The following is a 20,552-nucleotide window of genomic DNA, read 5'->3' as shown; positions in this document are numbered from 1 at the left end:
TATATATATTTATAATACTATATAAATTCGGATAAAAATTGGATTGCTCTTGCTGTGAAAAGAGGAAGTATTATGAGTAGTCAAACTATTTTATTTTTAACGGTGATTTTGCTATTGGCAGTAATAGCATATTTATTATTTAAAGCCAGTATAGAAAAGAAAAACAAAGAGCTTGAAGTAAATCAAATTATAAAGGAATTAGATAAAAAAGAGATGCAGTGCAAAACATTATTTAATAATTTATCCGAATTTGTATTCGTCATTCAAGACAATAAAATTATCCATGCTAATTTAAAGGTTATGGAGCAAACAGGATATAAAGAAAGCTTGAAAGGGCTTGAACTTGAGGAACTGGTTCATGATGAGGATATCAGCAAGCTGAAATTGATGCTGGATTCTCGCCTTATAAATGAGCTAGATAATCCAAAGATTCAGTTTAGATTTAAAAAATCTAGTGGAGAATTTATTTGGGTAGAAGCTTCGGCTGTACATCTTTTATGGGATGATAAGCCGAGCATATTGATGTTTTTATCCGATATAACAAATAGAAGAGTAACTGAAGATAAGCTATCATATATTTGCTACCATGACCAGCTCACTGGGCTTTTTAACCGAAGATTTTTTGAAGAGGAGTTAAAGCGCGTTGACACTCTTAGAAATTATCCTATAGCTATAGTCATGATAGATGTAAATGGGCTTAAGCTTATTAACGATGCTTTTGGACATGCAAGCGGAGATGAACTAATAAAAACTGTTTCAGATTTAATCCAAAAAGAGCTTAGAAGTGATGACATCGTTGCGAGAATAGGGGGAGATGAGTTTTCCTTAATAATGACAAAGGTAAATGAGCCAGATTTAATTTCTTTAAAATCCAGATTAGAGCATTCTACAAAATCGAGAACTATTCAGGACATACCTATATCAATAGCTATAGGGTACGCTCTAAAGCATGAAGAAACTATCCCTATTTCTCAAGTGCTAAACAGTGCTGATGTTATGATGTATCAAAATAAATTAGCTCAAAGAGCAGCTCTTAGAAAAGAAGCTATAGAAATTATCCTTCACAACCTAGAGAAAAAGTATCCAGAAGAACGAGAGCATGCAAAAAGAACCTCCTATATATGTAAATTACTAGGAAAACAGCTTGGCTTCTCTCAAACCCAGCTTCTTGAGCTTCTTACTCTTGGTTATTATCACGATATAGGGAAGATTGCACTTCAAGACAATATTTTAAATTACAAAGGCTCTCTAGATGCTCATCAGTGGGATAATATGAAGCGTCACCCTGAGACAGGCTATAGTATTCTTAGCTCATCTAATGAATTTGCACCTATAGCAGACTCAGTGCTTTCTCATCATGAGAGATGGGATGGAAGTGGATACCCTAAGGGACTAAGAGGGGATGAGATTCCATTTTATGCTAGGATTCTAGCCGTAGCAGAAGCCTATGATGCACTCACTAGAGATCAACCATACAGGAAGGCTGTAGATGATGAGGAAGCTCTAGAAATAATAAAAGACAATGCTGGCACGCAGTTTGATCCTAAAATAGTAAAGGCTCTAATAAGAGCTTTTATATAAGAATATATCAATAAAAAAATAGTAATATTAAGAACTCCGAGTAAAAGTATTAACAACTAGATATAATGGAGTATACTAAAATATCATCTGAATAAGATGGTATTTTTTTGCGAAAAAATCTGTAATTATTTTAAAACTTTTTAATCTTCTAATTCGTCTATTATTTAGAAGACAAAAAATAAATAAAAGGAATATTTAAAGATGAAAACAAAACTTAATCGCGATTATGTAACAAAATTCATCATAGAAAACAGGGAGGGATACTATAGATTAGCTTACACCTATGTAAAGAATCAGCAAGATTCCCTTGATATAGTCCAAGAAGCTATATGCAAAGCACTAGAATCACAGCATAAGTTGAAAAATCCAGATGGAATAAAGAGTTGGTTTTACAAAATAGTTGTTCATACTGCTTTAGATTTTTTAAGAAAATCAAATAAAATTGTTTTGACTGAGGATGAAATTCTAGAAGATATTGGAGGAAGTAGCTCTGATAATTATGAGGATACGGACTTAATGTCTGCTCTAGATAGGCTAAGCGACGAAAATAAAACTATAGTGGTTCTTAGATATTTTGAAGCCATGAAGCTTCAAGATATTGCTAGCATAATGAACATGCCTGAAAGTACAGTTAAAACTAAGCTTTATTCATCACTTAAAAAACTGCGCATAGAGCTTGAGTAGTAATAAGACTATCAAAGGAGAGATTAATAATGAATAGATTCAGAAATGAATATGAAAATATAGAGATACCAGATGAATTAGAATTTTTAGTAAGAACAACAATAAAGGAGCAGGAGAAAAAAATGAAAAGAAAAAATATAATAAATAAAAGTGTAATTGCGGCGGCTGTTGCAGGAGTTGTATTTGTAGGAAGCATAAATTTAAGCTCTGAGATTTCATATGCCTTATCAGAGGTTCCAGTTCTTGGCTCAATAGTTAGGGTACTTACATTTAAAACCTTTGAGCTGAAGGATAATAATTTTGATGCCGAGCTCAAAACTCCAGCCATTGAAGGCTTAGATTCCAACCTTGAAGCTATGCTAAATGAAAAATATTTAGATGAAAATCAAAAGCTTTATGATGATTTTATGAAGGAAATAGATGAGCTGAAGAAAGCTGATATGGAAGAGGCACATATGGGAATAGCTTCTGGATATGAAGTGAAAACTGATACTGATAAGCTTCTAGTAATAGGAAGATATGTTGTAAATACTGCAGGTTCATCATCTACTACTATAAAGTATGACACCATAGATAAACAAAATAAAGTATTGATTACCTTGCCAAGTCTATTTAAAGATGAAGCATATATAGATATAATCAGCGAGAATATAAAAGCTCAAATGAAAGAACAGATGAAGGATGAGAACAATATATACTGGCTAGAGGATGAAATGATGGGAGATGAAAATTTCTCTAAAATAGATAAAAACCAAAGCTTCTATATAACTAAAGATAATCAGCTGGTTATAGCATTTGATAAGTATGAGGTTGCCCCTGGGTATATGGGAAATCCTGAATTTATAATACCAAGTGAGCTTTTAAAGGATGTTCTTGTAAGTGATGAATATATAAAATAAGAACATTGCCCATTAAAGCAATCGGAGATTGCTTATGGGGCCCGGGAACCTTGTTGCATTCACAATAAGAACCCCACCCATTAAAGCAATCAGAGATTTTTTAATCTACAACAGAACCGTAAAAAACTGCAGATGCTTTTGGTCTGCAGTTTTTTATGTTTGAAAAATAGTTTAGGATATAGGGAAAGTTCAAAAAACTACAAGGTATTTTTTAACTTATCATAGTCTAATTTTTTCATAGGAAGAAAGACTTTTGTTATTTTGTCGACGAGCTCCTGAGAGGCATCAAACATGGCATCATCTAGAAAGTCTGGAACTATTTGCCAAGATAGACCATATTTATCTTTTAGCCATCCACATTGCTCGGCTTCCCTATCATTAGATAGCAGATTCCAATAATAATCTATTTCCTCTTGATTCTTGCATCTTACCATAAATGAAATAGCTTCATTAAAACTATAATCTACAGAATTTGCGTTATCCATAGCAGTTAGCTTCATAGAATCTAAGGCAAATTCGGCATAATTTATTTTTGCTTCTGGGGCAGAAGCTTCATTTTCATTATATCTGTTTATATAGATAGTTTCCGAGTTTGGGAACGAGTTCGTGTAAAAAGAAATAGCTTCCTCTGCTTTTCCGTTTACAGAGGATGAAAATAATAGATTAGGGGAGAGTTCTGCTTTATCAGTATCGGGATTATGAAATATCTGCCAGGATAAGCCATATTTATCTTGTAACCAGCCGTATCTTTCGCTGAAAAAATATTTATCAAGAGGCATAAGCTCTTTTCCGCCTTGTATAAGAGCTTCCCATATGGAGTTCACTTGCTCTATATTAGGAGTTTTGACCATCATAGATATGGAAGGATTAAATCTAAAATATGGTCCTCCACTTATTGCTTGAAATTCCTTGCCGCACAAATAAAAATCAATCAATTCGGCATCACCTGAAGGAGTATCTCTCAAAATTATACTTTTATTAATTTTTGAGTCAGGAAATATACTAGTGTAAAGCTCAGCAGCCTCTCTAGCTTCTTTGTCATACCATAAATGAATGAGTAGCTTATCCATAACAAAAAACCTCCTTTTCTTAAAGAATTTATTACCCAAATAATTTTGAATTAATGCATTATTTAATTTTAATTTATGGCTACGTGATATTAAATTATTATCGTGATAAAAAATTATTGCACTCTTATCTATACTCTAATATAATTTAGGTAGAACTAAATGAAATAAGAAATGCTTTCATAGAAAGGCGGATTATATGACTAGTCAAGAAATCTTAAAGCCATATATCATATTTACAAAATTTTTAGGAAATTTTCTTGGACCTAATTATGAAGTGGTGCTCCATGATGTTACGACTCCAGAAAAATCAGTAATTGCAATAGAAAATTCCCATGTTAGTGGACGAGGAATAGGAAGTCCTCTTACTGATTTATCACTCAAAATTTTACAGGACAAGCTATATTTAAAGCAGGATTATATATCAAACTACATAAGTATTACTGCTTCAGGAGACCAAGTGAAGTCTGCTACATACTTCATTAAAGATATTAATAATAATTTAATTGGTTTGCTATGCATAAACATGGATGCAAGTAAATTTTTGGATATGCAAGCGATAATAGATTCTTTTATGGGAGCTACAAGCGATTATTTTAATCTATGTGAAAAATCAAAGGAAAGAACAAATATTAAGCTAGCTGATACTGAGGCTAAGGCCAATGAAATAGAAAAAGCAAAGCCAAAAGTGATTGAAGAGAATCTTAGCACAACTACCTTAGAAGAGCTTACGACTACAATCATAAATCAAGTGCTGATTCAAACGGATATTGAGCCAGAGCGAATGTCACCCGATGAAAAAGTAGCTATAGTGGCTCAGCTACATGAAAAAGGAGTATTTCTTTTGAAGGGTAGCGTGATAGAGGTTGCAGAGCGACTAAAAACTTCAGAAGCAACTATATATAGATATCTAAAACAATTATCCAGATAATGAGGAGGATTTTTATGGAAAGCTATTGTAAACAGGATTATATCGATATTTTAAAAAAAGAGCTAGTACCAGCTATGGGATGTACTGAGCCTATAGCGCTTGCATATGCAGCGGCTAAGGCTAGAGAGGTTTTAGGAGAAGCTCCGAAGATTGTAGAAGCTTTTGTAAGCCCTAATATACTTAAAAACGGAATGGGAGTAGGCATCCCAGGAACTGGAATGATTGGCCTAGAAATTGCTACAGCTATAGGAATAGTAGGAGGAGATGCAAGTAAAGAATTAAATGTCCTTGCTGATATAACCTACGAAGATGTAAAGCAAAGTCAGCAGATGGTAGCAGAGCAAAAGATTAAAATAGGAGTAAAATCAGGTATAAATCCTGTATATATAGAAGTAAATGCAGTATCTGGAGAGTCTAATAGTAAGGTCATAATAGAAGAAAAGCATAACAATATAGTATACATAGAAAAAAATGGGCAAGAAATATTAGATAATCGTATCCAAAAGGACACTAAAGAAGAAAGTAAAGAAGTATCAGTAGAGAATAAAGCCGAATCTTCAAGCAAAGTTTCTATAAACCAAGATACAGGAAAAAGTCTTAAATTTTCCGTGGAGAGTATCTACGATTTTTCTGTAAATACGCCTCTTGAAGAGCTTAGCTTTGTTTATGATTTAACTATAACAAATAGCTTGATTTCAAATGAAGGAATGGAAAAAAACTACGGGCATAGAATTGGAAGAATAGTACAAAAAAACATAGACAATGGACTTCTAGCAGATGACTTGATGTCTTACGTAATCAAAAAATCTGCAGCAGGTGCTGATGCTAGGATGGGAGGCTGTATGCTTCCAGCAATGAGCAATTCAGGCAGTGGAAACCAAGGGATTACTTTATCTGTTCCAGTTATAGCCTGCGCTGAAAAGCTAGGGTCTGATAAAGAAAAACTAACTAGAGCTTTGGTATTAGCGAGTCTTATATCTATTTATATCAAATCTAATATGAAAAGACTATCTGCACTTTGTGGAGCTATGACTGCAGGAGCTTCAGCTTCTTGTGGAATGACTTATTTGTTAGGTGGGAATCTAGAGCAAGTTAAGTTCTCAGTTCAAAACATGATAGGAAATCTAACTGGAATAGTATGTGATGGGGCAAAGCCTAACTGTGCCATGAAGGTAGCTACTGGAGTAAGCGCGGCCGTAATATCAAGCCTTGCAGCTATGGACAACGTATCTTGTACTTCCTTAGAGGGAATAGTAGACGACAATGTTGACAAGAGCATTGCGAACCTTGGAAAAATCGCAGCTTATGGAATGGCAGATTTGGACAAAATGATGCTAGAGATAATGGTGGATAAAAAGAGAAGTTAGAATCGAATTTAAGATTTTATTTTTGCAAAAAATAGAACGCTCTGAAGCCATAATAAATTTGGTTTCGAGCGTTTTTTACTTAATTTATTCATTAGAATGTTTAGGCGCGCCTTGAATTGCCCAGATTACTTCGCAGGAGGCGTTATCTGGATTTCTATATTGGTATTTTGAGCCAGATTTTAAATAAATACTATCGCCTTCATTTAAAATATAAATAGTATCATCTAAAGAAAGCTCCATACGGCCTTTAATAACCAGAGCAATCTCGTCATAAGGATATTCATTGGATAAATAACCAAATTCACATTTTTTTTCCATTTTAACAATCAAAATTTGAAACTCATTTGATGAAACAGAGGCTAATTCATACTTAATATTTGATTTTCCAGAAATGATAATTTGATTTCTATCATCTTTTCTAAAAACTATCTCTTCCTTATTACTTTCATTTTTGCACTGCTGTAATAAATCTACAAGATGTACACCTAAAGCGTCGCATATCTTAGATAATGTTGCGAGTGTTGGGCTGTTAACATCACGCTCAATATTACTCCAAGCTGCAGGTGATAAATCTACACTTTTTGAAATATCTCGAATTGAAAGACCTTTTTCAACTCTTAGTTTTTTTAAATGTTTGCCAATATTCATTTCACACCTCATGTCCTTATAACTTTTATAGGTTGAAAACCATAATACTATACAAGCTATAAAAAAAATAGATATATTGTTAAAAAGTACTTGAAAGAGAATGATGTGTAAAGTATACTGTACAAAACTGAGAAAAACAACAACATACTAAACAAAACATTGAGTTAATTTGATAAAAATAAGGTGGTTGTTTAAATGAAATTGAACTATGTAAAAACTAGCCCGTCACAAAATATGACAATCTTAATAACGGATTATATTGACTCAAAGGATTATATTAAGGTAGCAAATTCTGTTATGCGTTATGAATCTTTATACGCAGAGCAAGTTGGATTTGTAGTACCACCAAAACACAATGATTCGTGTGTTGGTATTTGTATGGCTGGCGGAGAATTTTGTGGTAATGCACTTTTATCAGCTGCGGCCTATAGCAGATATAAAGGAATTTGCTTAGATGAAAATTTTTTTGTTAGTTCATCAGGTTCAAAAGATGCGTTAAAATGTAGGATAAATGTTTTAGACCTCCATAGATTTAAAGTATTTGGACAGGTACCAAATCCTCTAGATATACTCCCTATGGATATTAAAGTAGATAATAATATAATATCGGGTAATCTTGTAGTAATGAATGGTATCAGCCATTTTATAACTGATTATGCTGTTCGAAAAGAAGAATTTGACAAAATTATGAATCAGTTGATTAATTCAGTAGAATCAAGTGCTTTAGGAATTATTCCATTTAAATCAATTGACGAAACAAATTTTGAAATCAATCCATATGTATTTGTAAAAAATACTGGGTCTAGATATTTTGAAAGAGCATGTGGCTCTGGAAGCCTTTCTCTAGGGATTCATTTGAATAATTTTATGGGAATAAAACAGGCTAGAGTGCATCAAAGTGGTGGTATTATTGATGTCGAAATTTCTGACAAAAATTACATTTCAACTGAAGTTACAATAATTAGCGAAGGAACAGTATATATTTAGTAAAAAAATTGATCTTCTATTTTTATTAATAATATCAAAAATAGTTAAAATTGATTATTTCATAATTATTTTAATAAATTAGGGCAAAATAAAAAAGGTGCTAAAAATATATTTTTCTAGCACCTTTTTTGTCTATAATTTTCTATTAATCGCCTATTTTGTACATTTCTGGTTTCAGTTTACTAAACTTAGTAAGATAATGAATGCCTAAATCCTTTAACATCTGCTCAGCTATGTCAAAATCTGCACTTATGTGCTCATCCTTATGAGAGTCAGAGCCTAAAGTTATGATTTCTCCACCTAGCTCTTTGTAGCGTTTTAAGATGTCTCTTTGAGGATGAGTTTGATTTAATCCGTAGCGATAGCCAGAAGTGTTGATTTCTATGCCTCTCTCGCCTTTTATTATGGTTTTTAAAATCTCGTCTATTATATCAGCATAATCCTTGTAATATAGAGTTTTGTCATCGAATCCACCATATCTGTTTACATAATCCAAATGGCCAAAAACTCTATAGCAAGAGTGCATTTTAGCACATTCCAAAACATCCTCAAAATACTCTGTATAGCCTTTTACTTTGGATTTATTATCCCAAAATCTTCTTGCATATATATCGTGGCGCTTTACAGTATGGATTGAGCCAATAGCAAAATCAAAGGGATACTTAGCAAGGAGCTCCTCGATTTTAGAGCCTAAATGTGGCTGAAGCCCTATCTCTACACCAAATAAAATATTGATTTTATCTTGATATTTTTCCTTTAGAGCATAATAATCCTGTGAGTATAAATCGTAATTTACTACAAAAGGCAAATCTCTATCTGGATAATCGTAGTCTACATGATCAGTAAGAGCAATTTCTTCCATGCCTTTTTCTATTGCGGATAATACCATGGTTTCCATAGGTATAATGCAGTCATCTGAATAAGCAGTGTGAATATGATAGTCACGTTTAATCAAAATAATCGTCTCCTTAAATGGTTATTAATATATGAGTATCAATGTTGATTCATAATAAATTGAAAAATAATTTTGCATAACTAATATTATACTAGAAAATTGGAATTAGTTCTTTAAATTTATTGTAAATTGCAAGCAAACCTAAGTGTTAACTTTGATTGACACCGGTTTTGGGTTAATATATACTATTTTTAATATGAAAACTATGAGGAGGATTTGCCATGACTAAAGCAGTTGATATTAAAAAGCTTTATAGAGATACAGACGATTACATGGGAAAAGAAATCGTAATCCAAGGATGGATTAGAACACTTAGAGACTCTAAAAACTTTGGATTTATAGAAGTAAATGACGGAAGTTTTTTCAAAAACCTGCAAATTGTATTTGATGAAACTTTAGAAAATTTTAAGGATGTAGCAAAATTGCCTATAGCTACAGCTATAAAAGTAACTGGAGATTTAGTAAAAACAGAAGGAGCAAAACAGCCTTTTGAAATAAAAGCAAAATCAATAGTAGTAGAAGCGCCATCTAGCTCGGATTTTCCACTTCAAAAAAAGCGCCATACTTTTGAATACCTTAGAACTATAGCTCACCTTAGACCTAGAAGTAATGCTTTTTCTGCAGTGTTTAGAGTTCGTTCAGTAGCCGCTTATGCGATTCATAAGTTTTTCCAAGACAGAGGCTTTGTTTATGTACATACTCCAATAATAACTGGAAGTGATGCAGAAGGTGCTGGAGAAATGTTTAGAGTTACTACTTTAGACCTTAAGAATCCTCCTAAGAATGCAGATGGAAGCATTGACAATACTCAAGACTTCTTTGGAAAAGAAACTAACCTTACAGTTAGTGGACAGCTTGAGGGAGAAATATTTGCTCTTGCTTACAAAGATATCTATACCTTTGGACCAACATTTAGAGCAGAAAATTCTAACACATCTAGACATGCGGCTGAGTTTTGGATGATAGAGCCTGAGATAGCTTTTGCTGAGCTAGAGGATAACATGGAGCTAGCTGAAGACATGATTAAATACATCATCAGCTATGTACTGGAAAATGCACCTGAAGAGATGGAATTCTTCGGAAGCATAGTAGATAAAGACCTTCTTCCTAGACTACAAAATGTAGTAAGCAATGACTTTGGAAGAGTGACATATACTGAAGCTATTAAATTACTTCAGGAAAGTGGACACAATTTCGAATATCCAGTTTCATGGGGAATGGACCTTCAGACTGAGCATGAGAGATATATTACTGAGCAAATTTTCAAAAAACCAGTATTTGTTACTGATTATCCTAAAGAAATCAAAGCCTTCTATATGAGACTTAATGAAGATGAAAAAACTGTAGCAGCTATGGACTTACTAGTGCCTGGCATAGGGGAAATCATCGGAGGAAGTCAAAGGGAAGAAAGAGAAGACGTACTTGCTGGAAAAATCAGAGCAATGGGACTGAATGAAGAGGACTACTGGTGGTACCTTGAGCTTCGTAAATACGGTGGAGTAAAGCATGCTGGATATGGACTAGGATTTGAAAGAATGATAATGTATTTAACTGGTATGACAAATATCAGAGACGTTATACCTTTCCCTAGAACAGTTGGAACAGCAGAATTCTAATTAAAAAGCCTTATGAAAAGTCATTTTGTTTTGACTTCTCATAAGGCTTTTTTTAAAGACCCATAAGCAAACTTGCGGTAGAGAAATATACCATAAGTGCAAAGGTATCCACAATTGTAGTAACAAGAGGTGCTGCCATTATGGCAGGATCTAGCTTAAACTTTTTTGCGATAAGAGGAAGCATTCCTCCTACTACTTTTGCAAGCACTACTGTGGCAAATAAGCTTATGCATACTGTGAGAGAAACTATAAAATCAACTCTCTCCAGCAAATATATTCTTAGGAAATTAATAAAAGCAAGTACCAAGCCAACTACTATACTCACTCTGAATTCCTTCCATAAAATCTTAGGATAGTCAGCAATTTCGAGTTCGCCTAAAGCTAAACCACGTATGATAAGAGTGGATGACTGAGAACCTGAGTTTCCACCTGTATCCATGAGCATAGGAATAAATGAAGCAAGTATAACTACAGAGCTCAGTACACTTTCGTATTGCCTGATTATGATTCCGGTAAAAGTAGCGGATATCATCAGTACCAATAACCACATGATTCTTTGCTTAGCCAGAGAATATACAGATGAATCTAGATATTCCTCATCTGATGGTGCAAGAGCGTTCATTTTCGCAAAATCCTCTTCATTTTCCTCTTCTATTATGTCTAGTATGTCATCTATAGTTATAATTCCAACCAGCCTATTTTCACTATCAGTTACGGGCATGGAAAAATAATCGTACTTTTTAAACATAGAAGCGACATCCTCTTGGTCATCTAGGGTGTAGATATAAACGAAGCTTGTATCCATTATATCCTCGATTAAAAGGTTTTCATCGCTAAGCAGAATTTTTCTTATAGGGACTATGCCTTCTAGTTTTCTGTTTGAATCGATAACATAGAGTGTATCGATGGTTTCTTTGTCTACACCTGTTTTTCTTATGTGTGCGATAGCATCCATGACTGTCATTTCTTTTTTGATATCCACAAATTCAGTAGTCATAATACTGCCGGCAGAGTCATCTGGATAGCTAAGCAGAGAATTTATCATCTTACGCGTATCATCATCAGTGTTTTTAAGCACTTTTTTTACAATGTTTGCAGGCATCTCTTCTATGAAATCTACGGTATCGTCCATAAATAGCTTGTCTATGATTCCGGAAATTTCCTTGTCTGTTAGAGACTCTATAATATGAGCTCTATCTACCTTAGTCAGATACGAAAAGACTTCGGCCGCAGTGTCCTTTGGCAATATCCTAAAAAGGATAACTAGGTCGTCTCTATCCACGTCTTCAAGCAATGTAGCGATATCGACAACATTCATCTCAAGTAGTTCAGCTCTAGCATTTACAGGCTTTCCTGCCTTGATATAATCTAGAATTTTTTCCATTAAAAAACCTCCTTGAGCAACAGCCCAAGTAAAGATGAGTACTTGGGCCCTGCATATTCAATTTTATTTTTTGAAATAACCGTTCGGGTGACGGACTATGGTCCACAAGTACTCACCTGCCTTTTAATAGTATTTTATACCCTTAGCCATTATATACTGAAAGTGATATTCATTTCAAGAAAATGGAGTTAAAGAACTATAGAAAATTGAGATTTAAACGATATAATATATATTGAGTACATATACGAAAAAGTACAGGGAGATAATATCTATGGATATAAAAATAAAAAATTCTATTAACATAAATGGTTTTTCAGGGCCTAGCCAGAGCTATTATGAAACAAAAGAGCGATTTAAAGCAATTTTGGAAACAAAATTAAATATTCCCACTGTGGAGGTTCCTTCTTCATCGGGTGATTTAGGTGCAAATGATTTCATGATAGACTTGCTGTTTCAGCAAAGTAGAAGCCTAGGAGAGATTTCCAATTATGCTGCTCCTATTAACAACCCCTATGCAGACAAACTAGCAGAAAATGGATTAATAGCATCTTCAAATGTAAGAGAAAAAAGCAAGGTAAGTGCTTCCTACATAGATTCAAAGCTTCAAGGAACAGCTCTTGAAGGCTTAGGCTCAGCGTTTAAAAAGGCAGAAGAGGAACACGGAGTAAATGCACTCTTCCTGCTTGGGCTTGCTATTCACGAATCAAATTATGGAACTAGCAGAATAGCAAAAGATAAAAATAATCTTTTTGGTTTTCAGGCATATGACAATTCTCCATACAGTAGTGCAAAAGGCTTTAAGAGCTTTGATGAGAGCATAGATACTGTGGCAAAATACCTATCGGAAAATTATCTTCAACCAGATGGAAAATATTTTAATGGATATAGCATCAGTGCTATAGGGAAAAAATATGCTACAGACCCTAACTGGGCAAATGGCATAGAAAACAGAATAAAAAAATTAATTGGAATGTAACAAAATGCCTCCTATTTGTAAGTAATTTGTAATGCCTGAGGGTGATTCGGGAATTATAATTATGGTAGAAATCAAAATAGGAGGTGTTTTTTATGAAGAAATATAAAAAACTGATTGCACTTAGTATGATGACCGCGATGCTTACTTCACCAGCAATTTCATTTGCGGATTCAAATATGGCAGGTATGGATAACGGAGTGCTTGATTCAAAGCTCACAGTTCCAGCAGTTATAGAACAAAGAGAGCTTACAAAAAGAGATTTAGAGGCTATAGATTATGCTAAAGCCATAATGAAAGATTATTTTGGGACTGAATTAAAATCTGAGGATTATATATTGGATGTATTTTATTCTTCAGATTATAACGATGAACAGTTTCCAAAGGACAAGAACTTCAGAGAAAATATCTCTGTAAGCTTCATGCCGAAAAGTGAAAATGGAGGCGGAGGAGCTTACGTAGCTTATTATGAAGACAATAAAGAAATAATATCTGTATCAAATATGAATATAGATTATGAAGCTAAGAGAAAGATGACTAAAGAAAAAGGTCATGAAATAGCAAAGGAATTCTTAAAAGACAAGACCGACTTAGATTTATCACAGTTCACATATAAAGTATTTGAAGAATCACCATATAATCAGGAATATGTAATGGGAGATTACTACTATCAAAGAGTTCATGAAGGCATAGAGTACGATGGAGATTTCATATCAGTGACTGTTGATTTATCAACAGGAAAAGTGGTGTCTTTTTATCAGAACTATACTAAGAGCTTAAAATTTCCAGATGCTACTCCTAAGCTTACTGCAGAGGAAGCCTTAAAGATTGCTAAGGAAAAGTTTACATCTGAGCTAAAATATGTAACTTCACCTAGTGATGAAAAAAGAGCTATTCCTGTTTATATAATAGATACTGCTTTTGGAGATGCAGTAGATGCTCATACAAAGAATATATATTATTTCGGTGGACCAGTTACTATAGAAAAATTTAACATGACTCCTGATGAGGTTTCTAATCTTACTAAAGATATAAAACCTATTAAATTTAAAGCAGAAAACAAAGGTCAGGCGGTAGAGGCGGCGAATATGCTTCTTAAGGAAGTCTACGGCGTAGAGCTAACTCCTAAAGTAGAGTATAGCGAATATGACCCAAATAACGTATATGTAACCTATAAAGATACAAAGGCCAAGCTAGAATACTATGTAAGCATAAATATATCAGACAACAAAGCACTTTTCATGGGAAGAATGCCTATGTATATTGAAGGTATGCCTTATGATATGCCAACAAATCAAAAACCTGTAATAAACTATAAGCAAGCTTATGAAATGGCTATTAAGGAGCTTGCTAAAATAGCACCAGAGCAATTAAAACAAGTGGATTTTGAGCAGGTGAATTATGTTTATGACTCAAACCCTTACACTCCAGCTGAATACTACTTTACATTCCCAAGAAAAGTCGAATCAGCAGAGTTTCAAGAGCAGTTTATAGATATTAGAATCAATGGTGTTACTAAAACAGTAGAATCTATAGGAATATACTGGGATGACAAAAAAACCTTTGATTCTCTTGAAGGACTAATCAAGCCTGAGCAAGCAATGGAAAAATTCTTAAGTGACAAATCCATGCAGCTTAGATATACACTAGATTATAATCAAACTCAAAAAACAGGTGAACCTGTAATAAAACTAATATACTCACTTGTATCAAAGGATGGACATTATAGTGGAAGCTATATAGATGCAAAAACTGGAAAGTATATAGATTATCCAGTAATGTATGCAGAACCTGCTGTAGCCCCATAGAACTATAATTAAATAATATGCCTAAGACTAAAGCTATAATTTGGAAAAAGTTCAATTATTTTTACCAAATTATAGCTTTTTTTTCAAAAAAGAATTAAAATTAGATTATTACAAATCGATTAAAATTGATAATATAGAGTATTATAAATACTAACTGAGTATTATCAATATAGATACGTAATATTTAAGGATATGCTTAATATTGCAAAGGGAGTGTAGAATGAGAAAGGCAAGTCGCAGTGAAAGAAAACAGGCAGCTAGGATTCAAAGAAGAGAGAACATTAAGGAAGCTATGATTCATGGACCTAAGAAAACTAGAAGAAAATTAAGCCTAATAAATATCGTAACACTTTTTTCAATCATGCTTGTTTTTATGACTATGCTAGTACTTTCAAAAAGCGACGTGTTAAACACAGGCTCTTTTGCAGGAGCAAAAGTCGAAAAATATATGCTATACTCCTCAGAAAAAGCTTTCAAAACGGCTTATGAAGAAAAATTATTGCAGCAAAACCAAATTTATAAATACGACAAAGGCATAGAAGATGTTTTGAAATCTGGCTTGGAAATTTCATTTAAACAAAACAGTACTAAGAAAACCAATTCACTTATAGGGATATTCCAGGGAAAAGACAATCAAATAGAAAAAGTTGGTGTAATTGGAGTTTATCAAGAAGACAACGGACATTTCCCACTAGGGTTTAAAGAAAATGCAGTTTTACTTACCTCTATAGTAAATGAAATCAGCTATGAAGATGCTACAGCTTATTTGATGAGTAAGAATATAATTGACCATAACGGAAGTATAGTTTTAAAATCTGTAATATTTGAAGAAAATGGAAAAGAATATATATTTCATGTAGATGATACAAATAAATTCTTTTACACAATACAAGTTAAAAAGGCTCTGGTTGAGAATTAAGTAGAATATATATACTTTTATCTAGATGATTTATATAGTAAAATATAAATTGACATGTTCAGATAAAAAGGGTATAAATAGATTTGGACTTTGATAAAAAATAAAATTTAAAATATAGCATACAACTTTATAATAATAGATGATGTGGGACAATTAGAGTCCGGCAGGTTAAAAATGGATGAAAAAAGCGATTTATATTTGAAAAATCGAAAGGAATGAACAATTTGGCTCATATTCTAGTGAGAAAAAGCGGACCATTAAAGGGTAATGTAAAAATCAGTGGAGCAAAGAACGCAGTTCTTCCAGTAATAGCAGCTACACTTCTTGCAGACGGTGTATCTACAATTAAGGGAGTACCAGATTTAAGAGATGTGCATGTAATGAGTGATTTACTTCGTCACTTAGGTGCAAAGGTTGAGTTTAAAGATGAAACTTTGGTAGTTGATGCTACTAACATAAACAGCTATGATGCTCCATATGAGCTAGTTAGCAAAATGAGAGCTTCATTTTTGATTATGGGGCCACTACTTGCGAGATTTAACAGATCAAAAATTTCAATGCCAGGAGGATGTGCTATAGGCACAAGACCTATTGATTTACATCTAAAAGGCTTTAAAGCTATGAATGCACTTGTAGATATGGAGCATGGCTATGTAGAAGCACACACTAAAGGACTAGAGGGTCATAAGATTTATCTGGATTTCCCTTCTGTTGGAGCTACAGAAAACATAATGATGGCGGCAGCTCTTGCAGATGGCGTTACTGTTATTGAAAATGCTGCAGAAGAGCCAGAAATAGTAGATCTTTCTAACTTTATCAATGAAATGGGTGGTAAGGTTAAAGGAGCTGGAACAAAAACCATAAAAATAACTGGAGTAAAAGCCCTTCACGGCGCAGAGCATATAGTAATTCCTGACCGTATAGAAGCAGGAACCTACATGGTAGCTGCAGCTATTACCAAGGGTGATATTGTGCTGGAAAATGTTATTCCAGATCACCTTAGACCGGTAATGGCAAAGCTCATAGAAATGGGTTGCGTGGTAGAAGAAGGCGAATCTACTATAAGAGTTATTGGGCCGAAAAACATAATGCCTACAGATATCAAAACTATGCCTCATCCAGGTTTTCCTACAGATTTGCAGTCTCCATTTATGGCACTGCTTAGCATTGCTGAGGGGAATTCTATGGTTATAGAAACTGTATTTGAAAACAGATTTATGAATGTTCCTGAGCTAAACAGAATGGGAGCAGATATAAAAATAGAGGGAAAATCAGCAGTAATTCAAGGCGTAAAAAATCTTGAGGGCTCAAATGTTGTGGCTACAGATTTAAGAGCTGGAGCAGCGCTTATTCTTAGTGGAATGGTAGCAGAAGGGCAAACTAGAGTTACTGAAATTTATCATGTCGAAAGAGGATATGTAGATATAGTGAAGAAGCTTTCCTCATTAGGGGCAAATATTGAAAAAATAGAGGACTAATTCTTTCCAAATAATGTTAAAATGATTAGAGAATAATTTATTGATGAAAAGGAGAATATAGAAATGGGATTTTCGCCAGATATTGGAATAGATTTAGGTACCGCGTCAGTACTAGTATATGTAAAAGGCAAGGGTATAGTGCTTCAAGAGCCATCAGTTGTAGCTATAGACACTAGCACTAATAAGGTGCTTGCTGTTGGGGAAGAAGCTCAAAGGATGCTAGGTCGTACACCTGGAAATATAGTTGCAATTCGTCCATTAAAAGACGGAGTTATTTCTGATTACGATGTTACAGAAAAAATGCTAAAGCATTTCATAGAGAAAGTTACTGGAGGAGTAGGTCTATTTAGATTCTTCAAGCCTCAGATTATAGTTTGTGTACCATCAGGAGTAACAGAAGTTGAAAAAAGAGCAGTAATAGATGCTACTATGGAAGCAGGAGCTAGAGACGTATTCTTAATTGAAGAGCCGATAGCAGCAGCTATAGGAGCTGGAATAGAGATTTCTCAACCAAACGGAAGCATGGTAGTAGATATCGGGGGAGGAACCTCTGATGTTGCAGTTATATCTCTTGGAGGTATAGTTGTAAGTACATCTATCAAAATCGCTGGAGATAAGTTCGATGAGGCGATAGTGAAGTACATGAGAAAGAAACACAGCATATTAATCGGAGAGCGTACAGCTGAAGAAATCAAAATCAACATCGGTTCAGCTTTCCCAAGAGATAAAGAAGTAACTATGGATGTAAGAGGAAGAAACCTAGTTTCGGGACTTCCAGAAACAATCAAGGTATCTTCAGAAGAAACATTAGAAGCGCTTAGAGAAAGTGTAGCACAAATAGCTGATGCAGTTCACTATGTGCTTGAAAAAACACCACCGGAGCTATCAGCAGATATCAGTGACAAAGGAATCCTTATGACTGGTGGAGGGTCTCTTCTTTGGGGACTAGATAAGCTTATTGCTAAAAGAACGGGTATAAATGTATATATAGCAGACGATGCTATTTCTTGTGTTGCAAAAGGAACAGGAGAAGCACTTAATTCAATTAAGGTATTACAGCGTTCAACTAAAAAAAGGTACTAAAGAACTATAGGTAAATTCTATAGAAATGTCGATAAAGGTTACAGGGCTATATCCTGTAATGCATTAATCTGAATTTAATTAGATGATGTACATAAGGAGTCTATTAGCCTAGCTAATAGACTTTTTTTGTAAACTTGGAGGGAATTATGTTTAGAGGTATTTATACAGCTACAAATGGCATGAGAACGGACTCAAAAAGAATAGATGTAATTACAAGCAACATCGCAAACTCTCAAACTACGGCATTTAAAAAAGATGTTCTAGTTACGGAGTCTTTTCCAGAGCAGCTCATGGTAAAACTAAATGGAGTAGAAAATAATCTAAGACCTACTAGGCAGCTTGTAAATGTAGATCCTCCAGCAGATTTTCAGACAAACGATTCGATTGTATCAATAGAAATAACCTCGGGATATCTTAGAATGGAAGATAGACATGGCATAGGCTATCATAAATCTGCTAAAATAACTAGAGATGAGGAAGGTTATCTTAGAACAGCGCTGAGAGATTCAGACAGCAATACTCATGCGAAATTTGGAGCCTATCTTTTAGATGTAAATGGCAATCCTATTTCAGCGCCAGACGGTGCGATTACTCTACTTCCAAACGGCATACTGCAAGCAGGAGGACAAGACGTAGCTAGAATTATAACGGCTGTAAATGCTCAGGTTATAGGAACTATGAATGGTGGAGCACTAGCTGACAGGTCTATGATTAACTTTAATCAAGGTAATTTAGACCCTACAGAAAATCCTCTTCACGTAGCAATAGAGGGTAAAGGATTTTTCAAAATATTAGATATGCAGGACAATCAAGTAAAATATAGCAGAAATGGTGGCTTTTCTATTAATCCAGAAGGAATTTTAGTGGATTATAGTGGAAATGTAGTGCTTTCTGCCAGCGACAATGAAATTACAGTTCCAGAGGGAGCTTCAAAAATAGACATAGATAAATTTGGAAACATAGTGGCAACCATAGATGGCGAGCCAGAGGAAATAGATACACTTGGAGTAGTAAATATAGCAAATACTGAGAGCATGATAAAGCAAGGAGAAAGCTACCTTACCATGGCAGATGGCATCGAAGCCGATGAAACTGAGTTTGATGGACAGGTGCTCCAAGGATATTTAGAAGGCTCAAACGTAGATATCATATCAGAAATGGCTGAAATGATAAATTTGCTTAGAGGCTACGAAAGCGGTCAAAAAGTTATAAGGTCATATGATGACATAATGTCAAAAGCCGCAAATGAAATAGGTAAAATATAATATATACTTAGTATTAATGGGTTATAGTAATAAAGTTAAGGAAGTAAAATATCTATATAACTGAAAATAAATATGTATATTAGAGAGGAAGATAAATATGAGAGCACTTTGGACTGCGGCTAGTGGAATGAGAGCGCAACAGTTAAACATGGATACAATATCAAACAACCTTGCAAACGTAAATACTACAGGATTCAAAAAACAAAAAACAGAATTTAAGGATTTACTTTATACATCGATGAAAAGCGTATCAAATGACCCTGAGCTAGGAGAGCCTGTAAATCTCCAAATAGGTCATGGAGTAAGACCTGTTGCTACTTCTAGATTGTTCACAAATGGAAATCTAGAAAAAACTGAAAATCCTACAGACGTTGCTTTAGAAGGACCAGGATTTTTCGTAGTTGAGAATCCAACTGGCAATCCAGAGCAGCTGTTTACTAGAGATGGAAACTTTAAGTTTTCTGTAGACGGAGATGTTATGACTCTAGTTACTTCCCAGGGCTACACTGTACTATCTACAGACGATGACGTAATAGAAGTTGAATCTACTATGAGAAACTTCTCTATATCAGAGGAAGGCATGGTTACGGCTCAGGATGAAGCAGGAGAGATAGTAGAGCTAGGTCAGATTCAAATCGTTCAGTTTATTAATCCAGAAGGACTTCAGGCTATGGGAAACAACTTCTTCTCTCAGACTGCAAACTCAGGAGAGCCAGTAATAGAAGAAGATGAAAGTAAAGACACTAAACTATACCAAGGATTTTTAGAAACATCAAACGTTCAGCTAGTTGACGAGATGGTAAGAATGATTATGGCTCAAAGAGCTTACGAAATAAACTCAAAATCCATTCAGACAGCAGACGATATGATGCAGACAGTAAACTCACTTAAAAGATAGGAGGTAGAT

At 34.3% G+C, this 20,552-nt stretch carries 18 protein-coding genes; 14 read left to right on the top strand and 4 right to left on the bottom strand.

Annotated features, from left to right (window positions below; all coding sequences use genetic code 11):
- The first annotated feature begins 72 nt into the window (after positions 1–72).
- The 3 genes from B5X47_RS13040 (at position 73) to B5X47_RS13030 (ending at position 3,164) form a co-directional block, all read left to right on the top strand.
- Positions 73–1,581: an HD domain-containing phosphohydrolase gene (locus B5X47_RS13040; protein ID WP_079590708.1), complete on the top strand. Its 1,509-nt coding sequence runs from the start codon at positions 73–75 to the stop codon at positions 1,579–1,581.
- A gap of 201 nt (positions 1,582–1,782) precedes the next feature.
- Entirely contained in the window at positions 1,783–2,265 is a 483-nt protein-coding gene (locus tag B5X47_RS13035; RefSeq protein WP_079590706.1) for a sigma-70 family RNA polymerase sigma factor, read from the top strand.
- Between the two features lie 29 nt (positions 2,266–2,294).
- Positions 2,295–3,164, top strand: coding sequence for an anti-sigma-V factor RsiV (locus tag B5X47_RS13030; RefSeq protein ID WP_079590704.1), 870 nt, complete (start codon positions 2,295–2,297; stop codon positions 3,162–3,164).
- Between the two features lie 197 nt (positions 3,165–3,361).
- Here the strand turns inward: B5X47_RS13030 and B5X47_RS13025 are convergent, their stop codons facing one another.
- A complete protein-coding gene (locus tag B5X47_RS13025) occupies positions 3,362–4,234 on the bottom strand; it encodes a VOC family protein (protein ID WP_079590702.1) in 873 nt (290 codons plus the stop codon).
- A 196-nt stretch (positions 4,235–4,430) separates the two neighbouring features.
- On the opposite strand from B5X47_RS13025, the gene B5X47_RS13020 reads away from it, so the two are divergent.
- Together B5X47_RS13020 and B5X47_RS13015 are read left to right on the top strand one after the other, a co-directional pair.
- The gene (locus B5X47_RS13020; protein ID WP_079590700.1) at positions 4,431–5,162 is read left to right on the top strand and encodes a helix-turn-helix transcriptional regulator; all 732 of its coding nucleotides are present in this window, start codon (positions 4,431–4,433) and stop codon (positions 5,160–5,162) included.
- Between the two features lie 14 nt (positions 5,163–5,176).
- Entirely contained in the window at positions 5,177–6,529 is a 1,353-nt protein-coding gene (locus B5X47_RS13015) for an L-cysteine desulfidase family protein (protein WP_159446487.1), read from the top strand.
- An 84-nt stretch (positions 6,530–6,613) separates the two neighbouring features.
- On the opposite strand, the gene B5X47_RS13010 is transcribed toward B5X47_RS13015, so the two are convergent.
- Entirely contained in the window at positions 6,614–7,177 is a 564-nt protein-coding gene (locus tag B5X47_RS13010; RefSeq protein ID WP_159446486.1) for a helix-turn-helix domain-containing protein, read from the bottom strand.
- 195 nt (positions 7,178–7,372) lie between these two features.
- Between B5X47_RS13010 and B5X47_RS13005 the strand changes: the two genes are divergently transcribed.
- Positions 7,373–8,164, top strand: a complete 792-nt coding sequence (locus B5X47_RS13005; RefSeq protein WP_079590694.1) for a hypothetical protein — start codon at positions 7,373–7,375, stop codon at positions 8,162–8,164.
- A gap of 145 nt (positions 8,165–8,309) precedes the next feature.
- Here B5X47_RS13005 and B5X47_RS13000 read toward each other — a convergent pair whose 3' ends face one another.
- Complete coding sequence (locus B5X47_RS13000; protein WP_159446485.1) at positions 8,310–9,119, bottom strand: histidinol-phosphatase HisJ family protein; 810 nt, start codon at positions 9,117–9,119, stop codon at positions 8,310–8,312.
- Between the two features lie 221 nt (positions 9,120–9,340).
- Between B5X47_RS13000 and asnS the strand changes: the two genes are divergently transcribed.
- Positions 9,341–10,735: an asparagine--tRNA ligase gene (asnS, locus tag B5X47_RS12995; protein ID WP_079590690.1), complete on the top strand. Its 1,395-nt coding sequence runs from the start codon at positions 9,341–9,343 to the stop codon at positions 10,733–10,735.
- A 52-nt stretch (positions 10,736–10,787) separates the two neighbouring features.
- Here the strand turns inward: asnS and mgtE are convergent, their stop codons facing one another.
- A complete protein-coding gene (gene mgtE, locus B5X47_RS12990; RefSeq protein ID WP_079590688.1) occupies positions 10,788–12,119 on the bottom strand; it encodes a magnesium transporter in 1,332 nt (443 codons plus the stop codon).
- A 271-nt stretch (positions 12,120–12,390) separates the two neighbouring features.
- Between mgtE and B5X47_RS12985 the strand changes: the two genes are divergently transcribed.
- The 7 genes from B5X47_RS12985 to flgG all read left to right on the top strand — a co-directional run bounded on the left by B5X47_RS12985 (position 12,391) and on the right by flgG (position 20,543).
- Positions 12,391–13,095 (top strand): glucosaminidase domain-containing protein, encoded by a 705-nt coding sequence (locus B5X47_RS12985; protein ID WP_079590686.1) that lies wholly within the window; start codon positions 12,391–12,393, stop codon positions 13,093–13,095.
- 92 nt (positions 13,096–13,187) lie between these two features.
- Positions 13,188–14,900 carry a YcdB/YcdC domain-containing protein gene (locus tag B5X47_RS12980; RefSeq protein WP_079590684.1) on the top strand — a complete coding sequence of 571 codons (1,713 nt, stop codon included), beginning with the start codon at positions 13,188–13,190 and terminating at the stop codon, positions 14,898–14,900.
- Positions 14,901–15,120: 220 nt separating this feature from the next.
- On the top strand, positions 15,121–15,819 hold the full coding sequence (locus tag B5X47_RS12975; protein WP_079590682.1) for a hypothetical protein: 699 nt from the start codon (positions 15,121–15,123) through the stop codon (positions 15,817–15,819).
- A 224-nt stretch (positions 15,820–16,043) separates the two neighbouring features.
- Positions 16,044–17,297, top strand: a complete 1,254-nt coding sequence (murA, locus tag B5X47_RS12970; RefSeq protein WP_143215832.1) for a UDP-N-acetylglucosamine 1-carboxyvinyltransferase — start codon at positions 16,044–16,046, stop codon at positions 17,295–17,297.
- Between the two features lie 63 nt (positions 17,298–17,360).
- On the top strand, positions 17,361–18,380 hold the full coding sequence (mreB, locus tag B5X47_RS12965; RefSeq protein WP_079590678.1) for a rod shape-determining protein: 1,020 nt from the start codon (positions 17,361–17,363) through the stop codon (positions 18,378–18,380).
- Between the two features lie 146 nt (positions 18,381–18,526).
- On the top strand, positions 18,527–19,645 hold the full coding sequence (locus tag B5X47_RS12960) for a flagellar hook-basal body protein (protein WP_079590676.1): 1,119 nt from the start codon (positions 18,527–18,529) through the stop codon (positions 19,643–19,645).
- 97 nt (positions 19,646–19,742) lie between these two features.
- The gene (gene flgG / locus B5X47_RS12955; protein ID WP_079590674.1) at positions 19,743–20,543 is read left to right on the top strand and encodes a flagellar basal-body rod protein FlgG; all 801 of its coding nucleotides are present in this window, start codon (positions 19,743–19,745) and stop codon (positions 20,541–20,543) included.
- Positions 20,544–20,552: the final 9 nt, after the last annotated feature.

The sequence above is a fragment of the Acetoanaerobium noterae genome (assembly GCF_900168025.1).
GTDB classification, from domain to species: domain Bacteria; phylum Bacillota; class Clostridia; order Peptostreptococcales; family Filifactoraceae; genus Acetoanaerobium; species Acetoanaerobium noterae.
Note: the sequence above shows the minus strand (reverse complement) of the source record. Positions and strands in the feature narration are given on the sequence as shown.

Bases quoted from the DNA above. Each gene is read 5' to 3' on its own strand.
- B5X47_RS13040 (WP_079590708.1), top strand. From the start codon at position 73: ATGAGTAGTCAAACTATTTTATTTTTAACGGTGATTTTGCTATTGGCA.
- B5X47_RS13035 (WP_079590706.1), top strand. From the start codon at position 1,783: ATGAAAACAAAACTTAATCGCGATTATGTAACAAAATTCATCATAGAA.
- B5X47_RS13030 (WP_079590704.1), top strand. From the start codon at position 2,295: ATGAATAGATTCAGAAATGAATATGAAAATATAGAGATACCAGATGAA.
- B5X47_RS13025 (WP_079590702.1), bottom strand. From the start codon at position 4,234: ATGGATAAGCTACTCATTCATTTATGGTATGACAAAGAAGCTAGAGAG.
- B5X47_RS13020 (WP_079590700.1), top strand. From the start codon at position 4,431: ATGACTAGTCAAGAAATCTTAAAGCCATATATCATATTTACAAAATTT.
- B5X47_RS13015 (WP_159446487.1), top strand. From the start codon at position 5,177: ATGGAAAGCTATTGTAAACAGGATTATATCGATATTTTAAAAAAAGAG.
- B5X47_RS13010 (WP_159446486.1), bottom strand. From the start codon at position 7,177: ATGAATATTGGCAAACATTTAAAAAAACTAAGAGTTGAAAAAGGTCTT.
- B5X47_RS13005 (WP_079590694.1), top strand. From the start codon at position 7,373: ATGAAATTGAACTATGTAAAAACTAGCCCGTCACAAAATATGACAATC.
- asnS (WP_079590690.1), top strand. From the start codon at position 9,341: ATGACTAAAGCAGTTGATATTAAAAAGCTTTATAGAGATACAGACGAT.
- mgtE (WP_079590688.1), bottom strand. From the start codon at position 12,119: ATGGAAAAAATTCTAGATTATATCAAGGCAGGAAAGCCTGTAAATGCT.
- B5X47_RS12985 (WP_079590686.1), top strand. From the start codon at position 12,391: ATGGATATAAAAATAAAAAATTCTATTAACATAAATGGTTTTTCAGGG.
- B5X47_RS12980 (WP_079590684.1), top strand. From the start codon at position 13,188: ATGAAGAAATATAAAAAACTGATTGCACTTAGTATGATGACCGCGATG.
- B5X47_RS12975 (WP_079590682.1), top strand. From the start codon at position 15,121: ATGAGAAAGGCAAGTCGCAGTGAAAGAAAACAGGCAGCTAGGATTCAA.
- mreB (WP_079590678.1), top strand. From the start codon at position 17,361: ATGGGATTTTCGCCAGATATTGGAATAGATTTAGGTACCGCGTCAGTA.
- B5X47_RS12960 (WP_079590676.1), top strand. From the start codon at position 18,527: ATGTTTAGAGGTATTTATACAGCTACAAATGGCATGAGAACGGACTCA.
- flgG (WP_079590674.1), top strand. From the start codon at position 19,743: ATGAGAGCACTTTGGACTGCGGCTAGTGGAATGAGAGCGCAACAGTTA.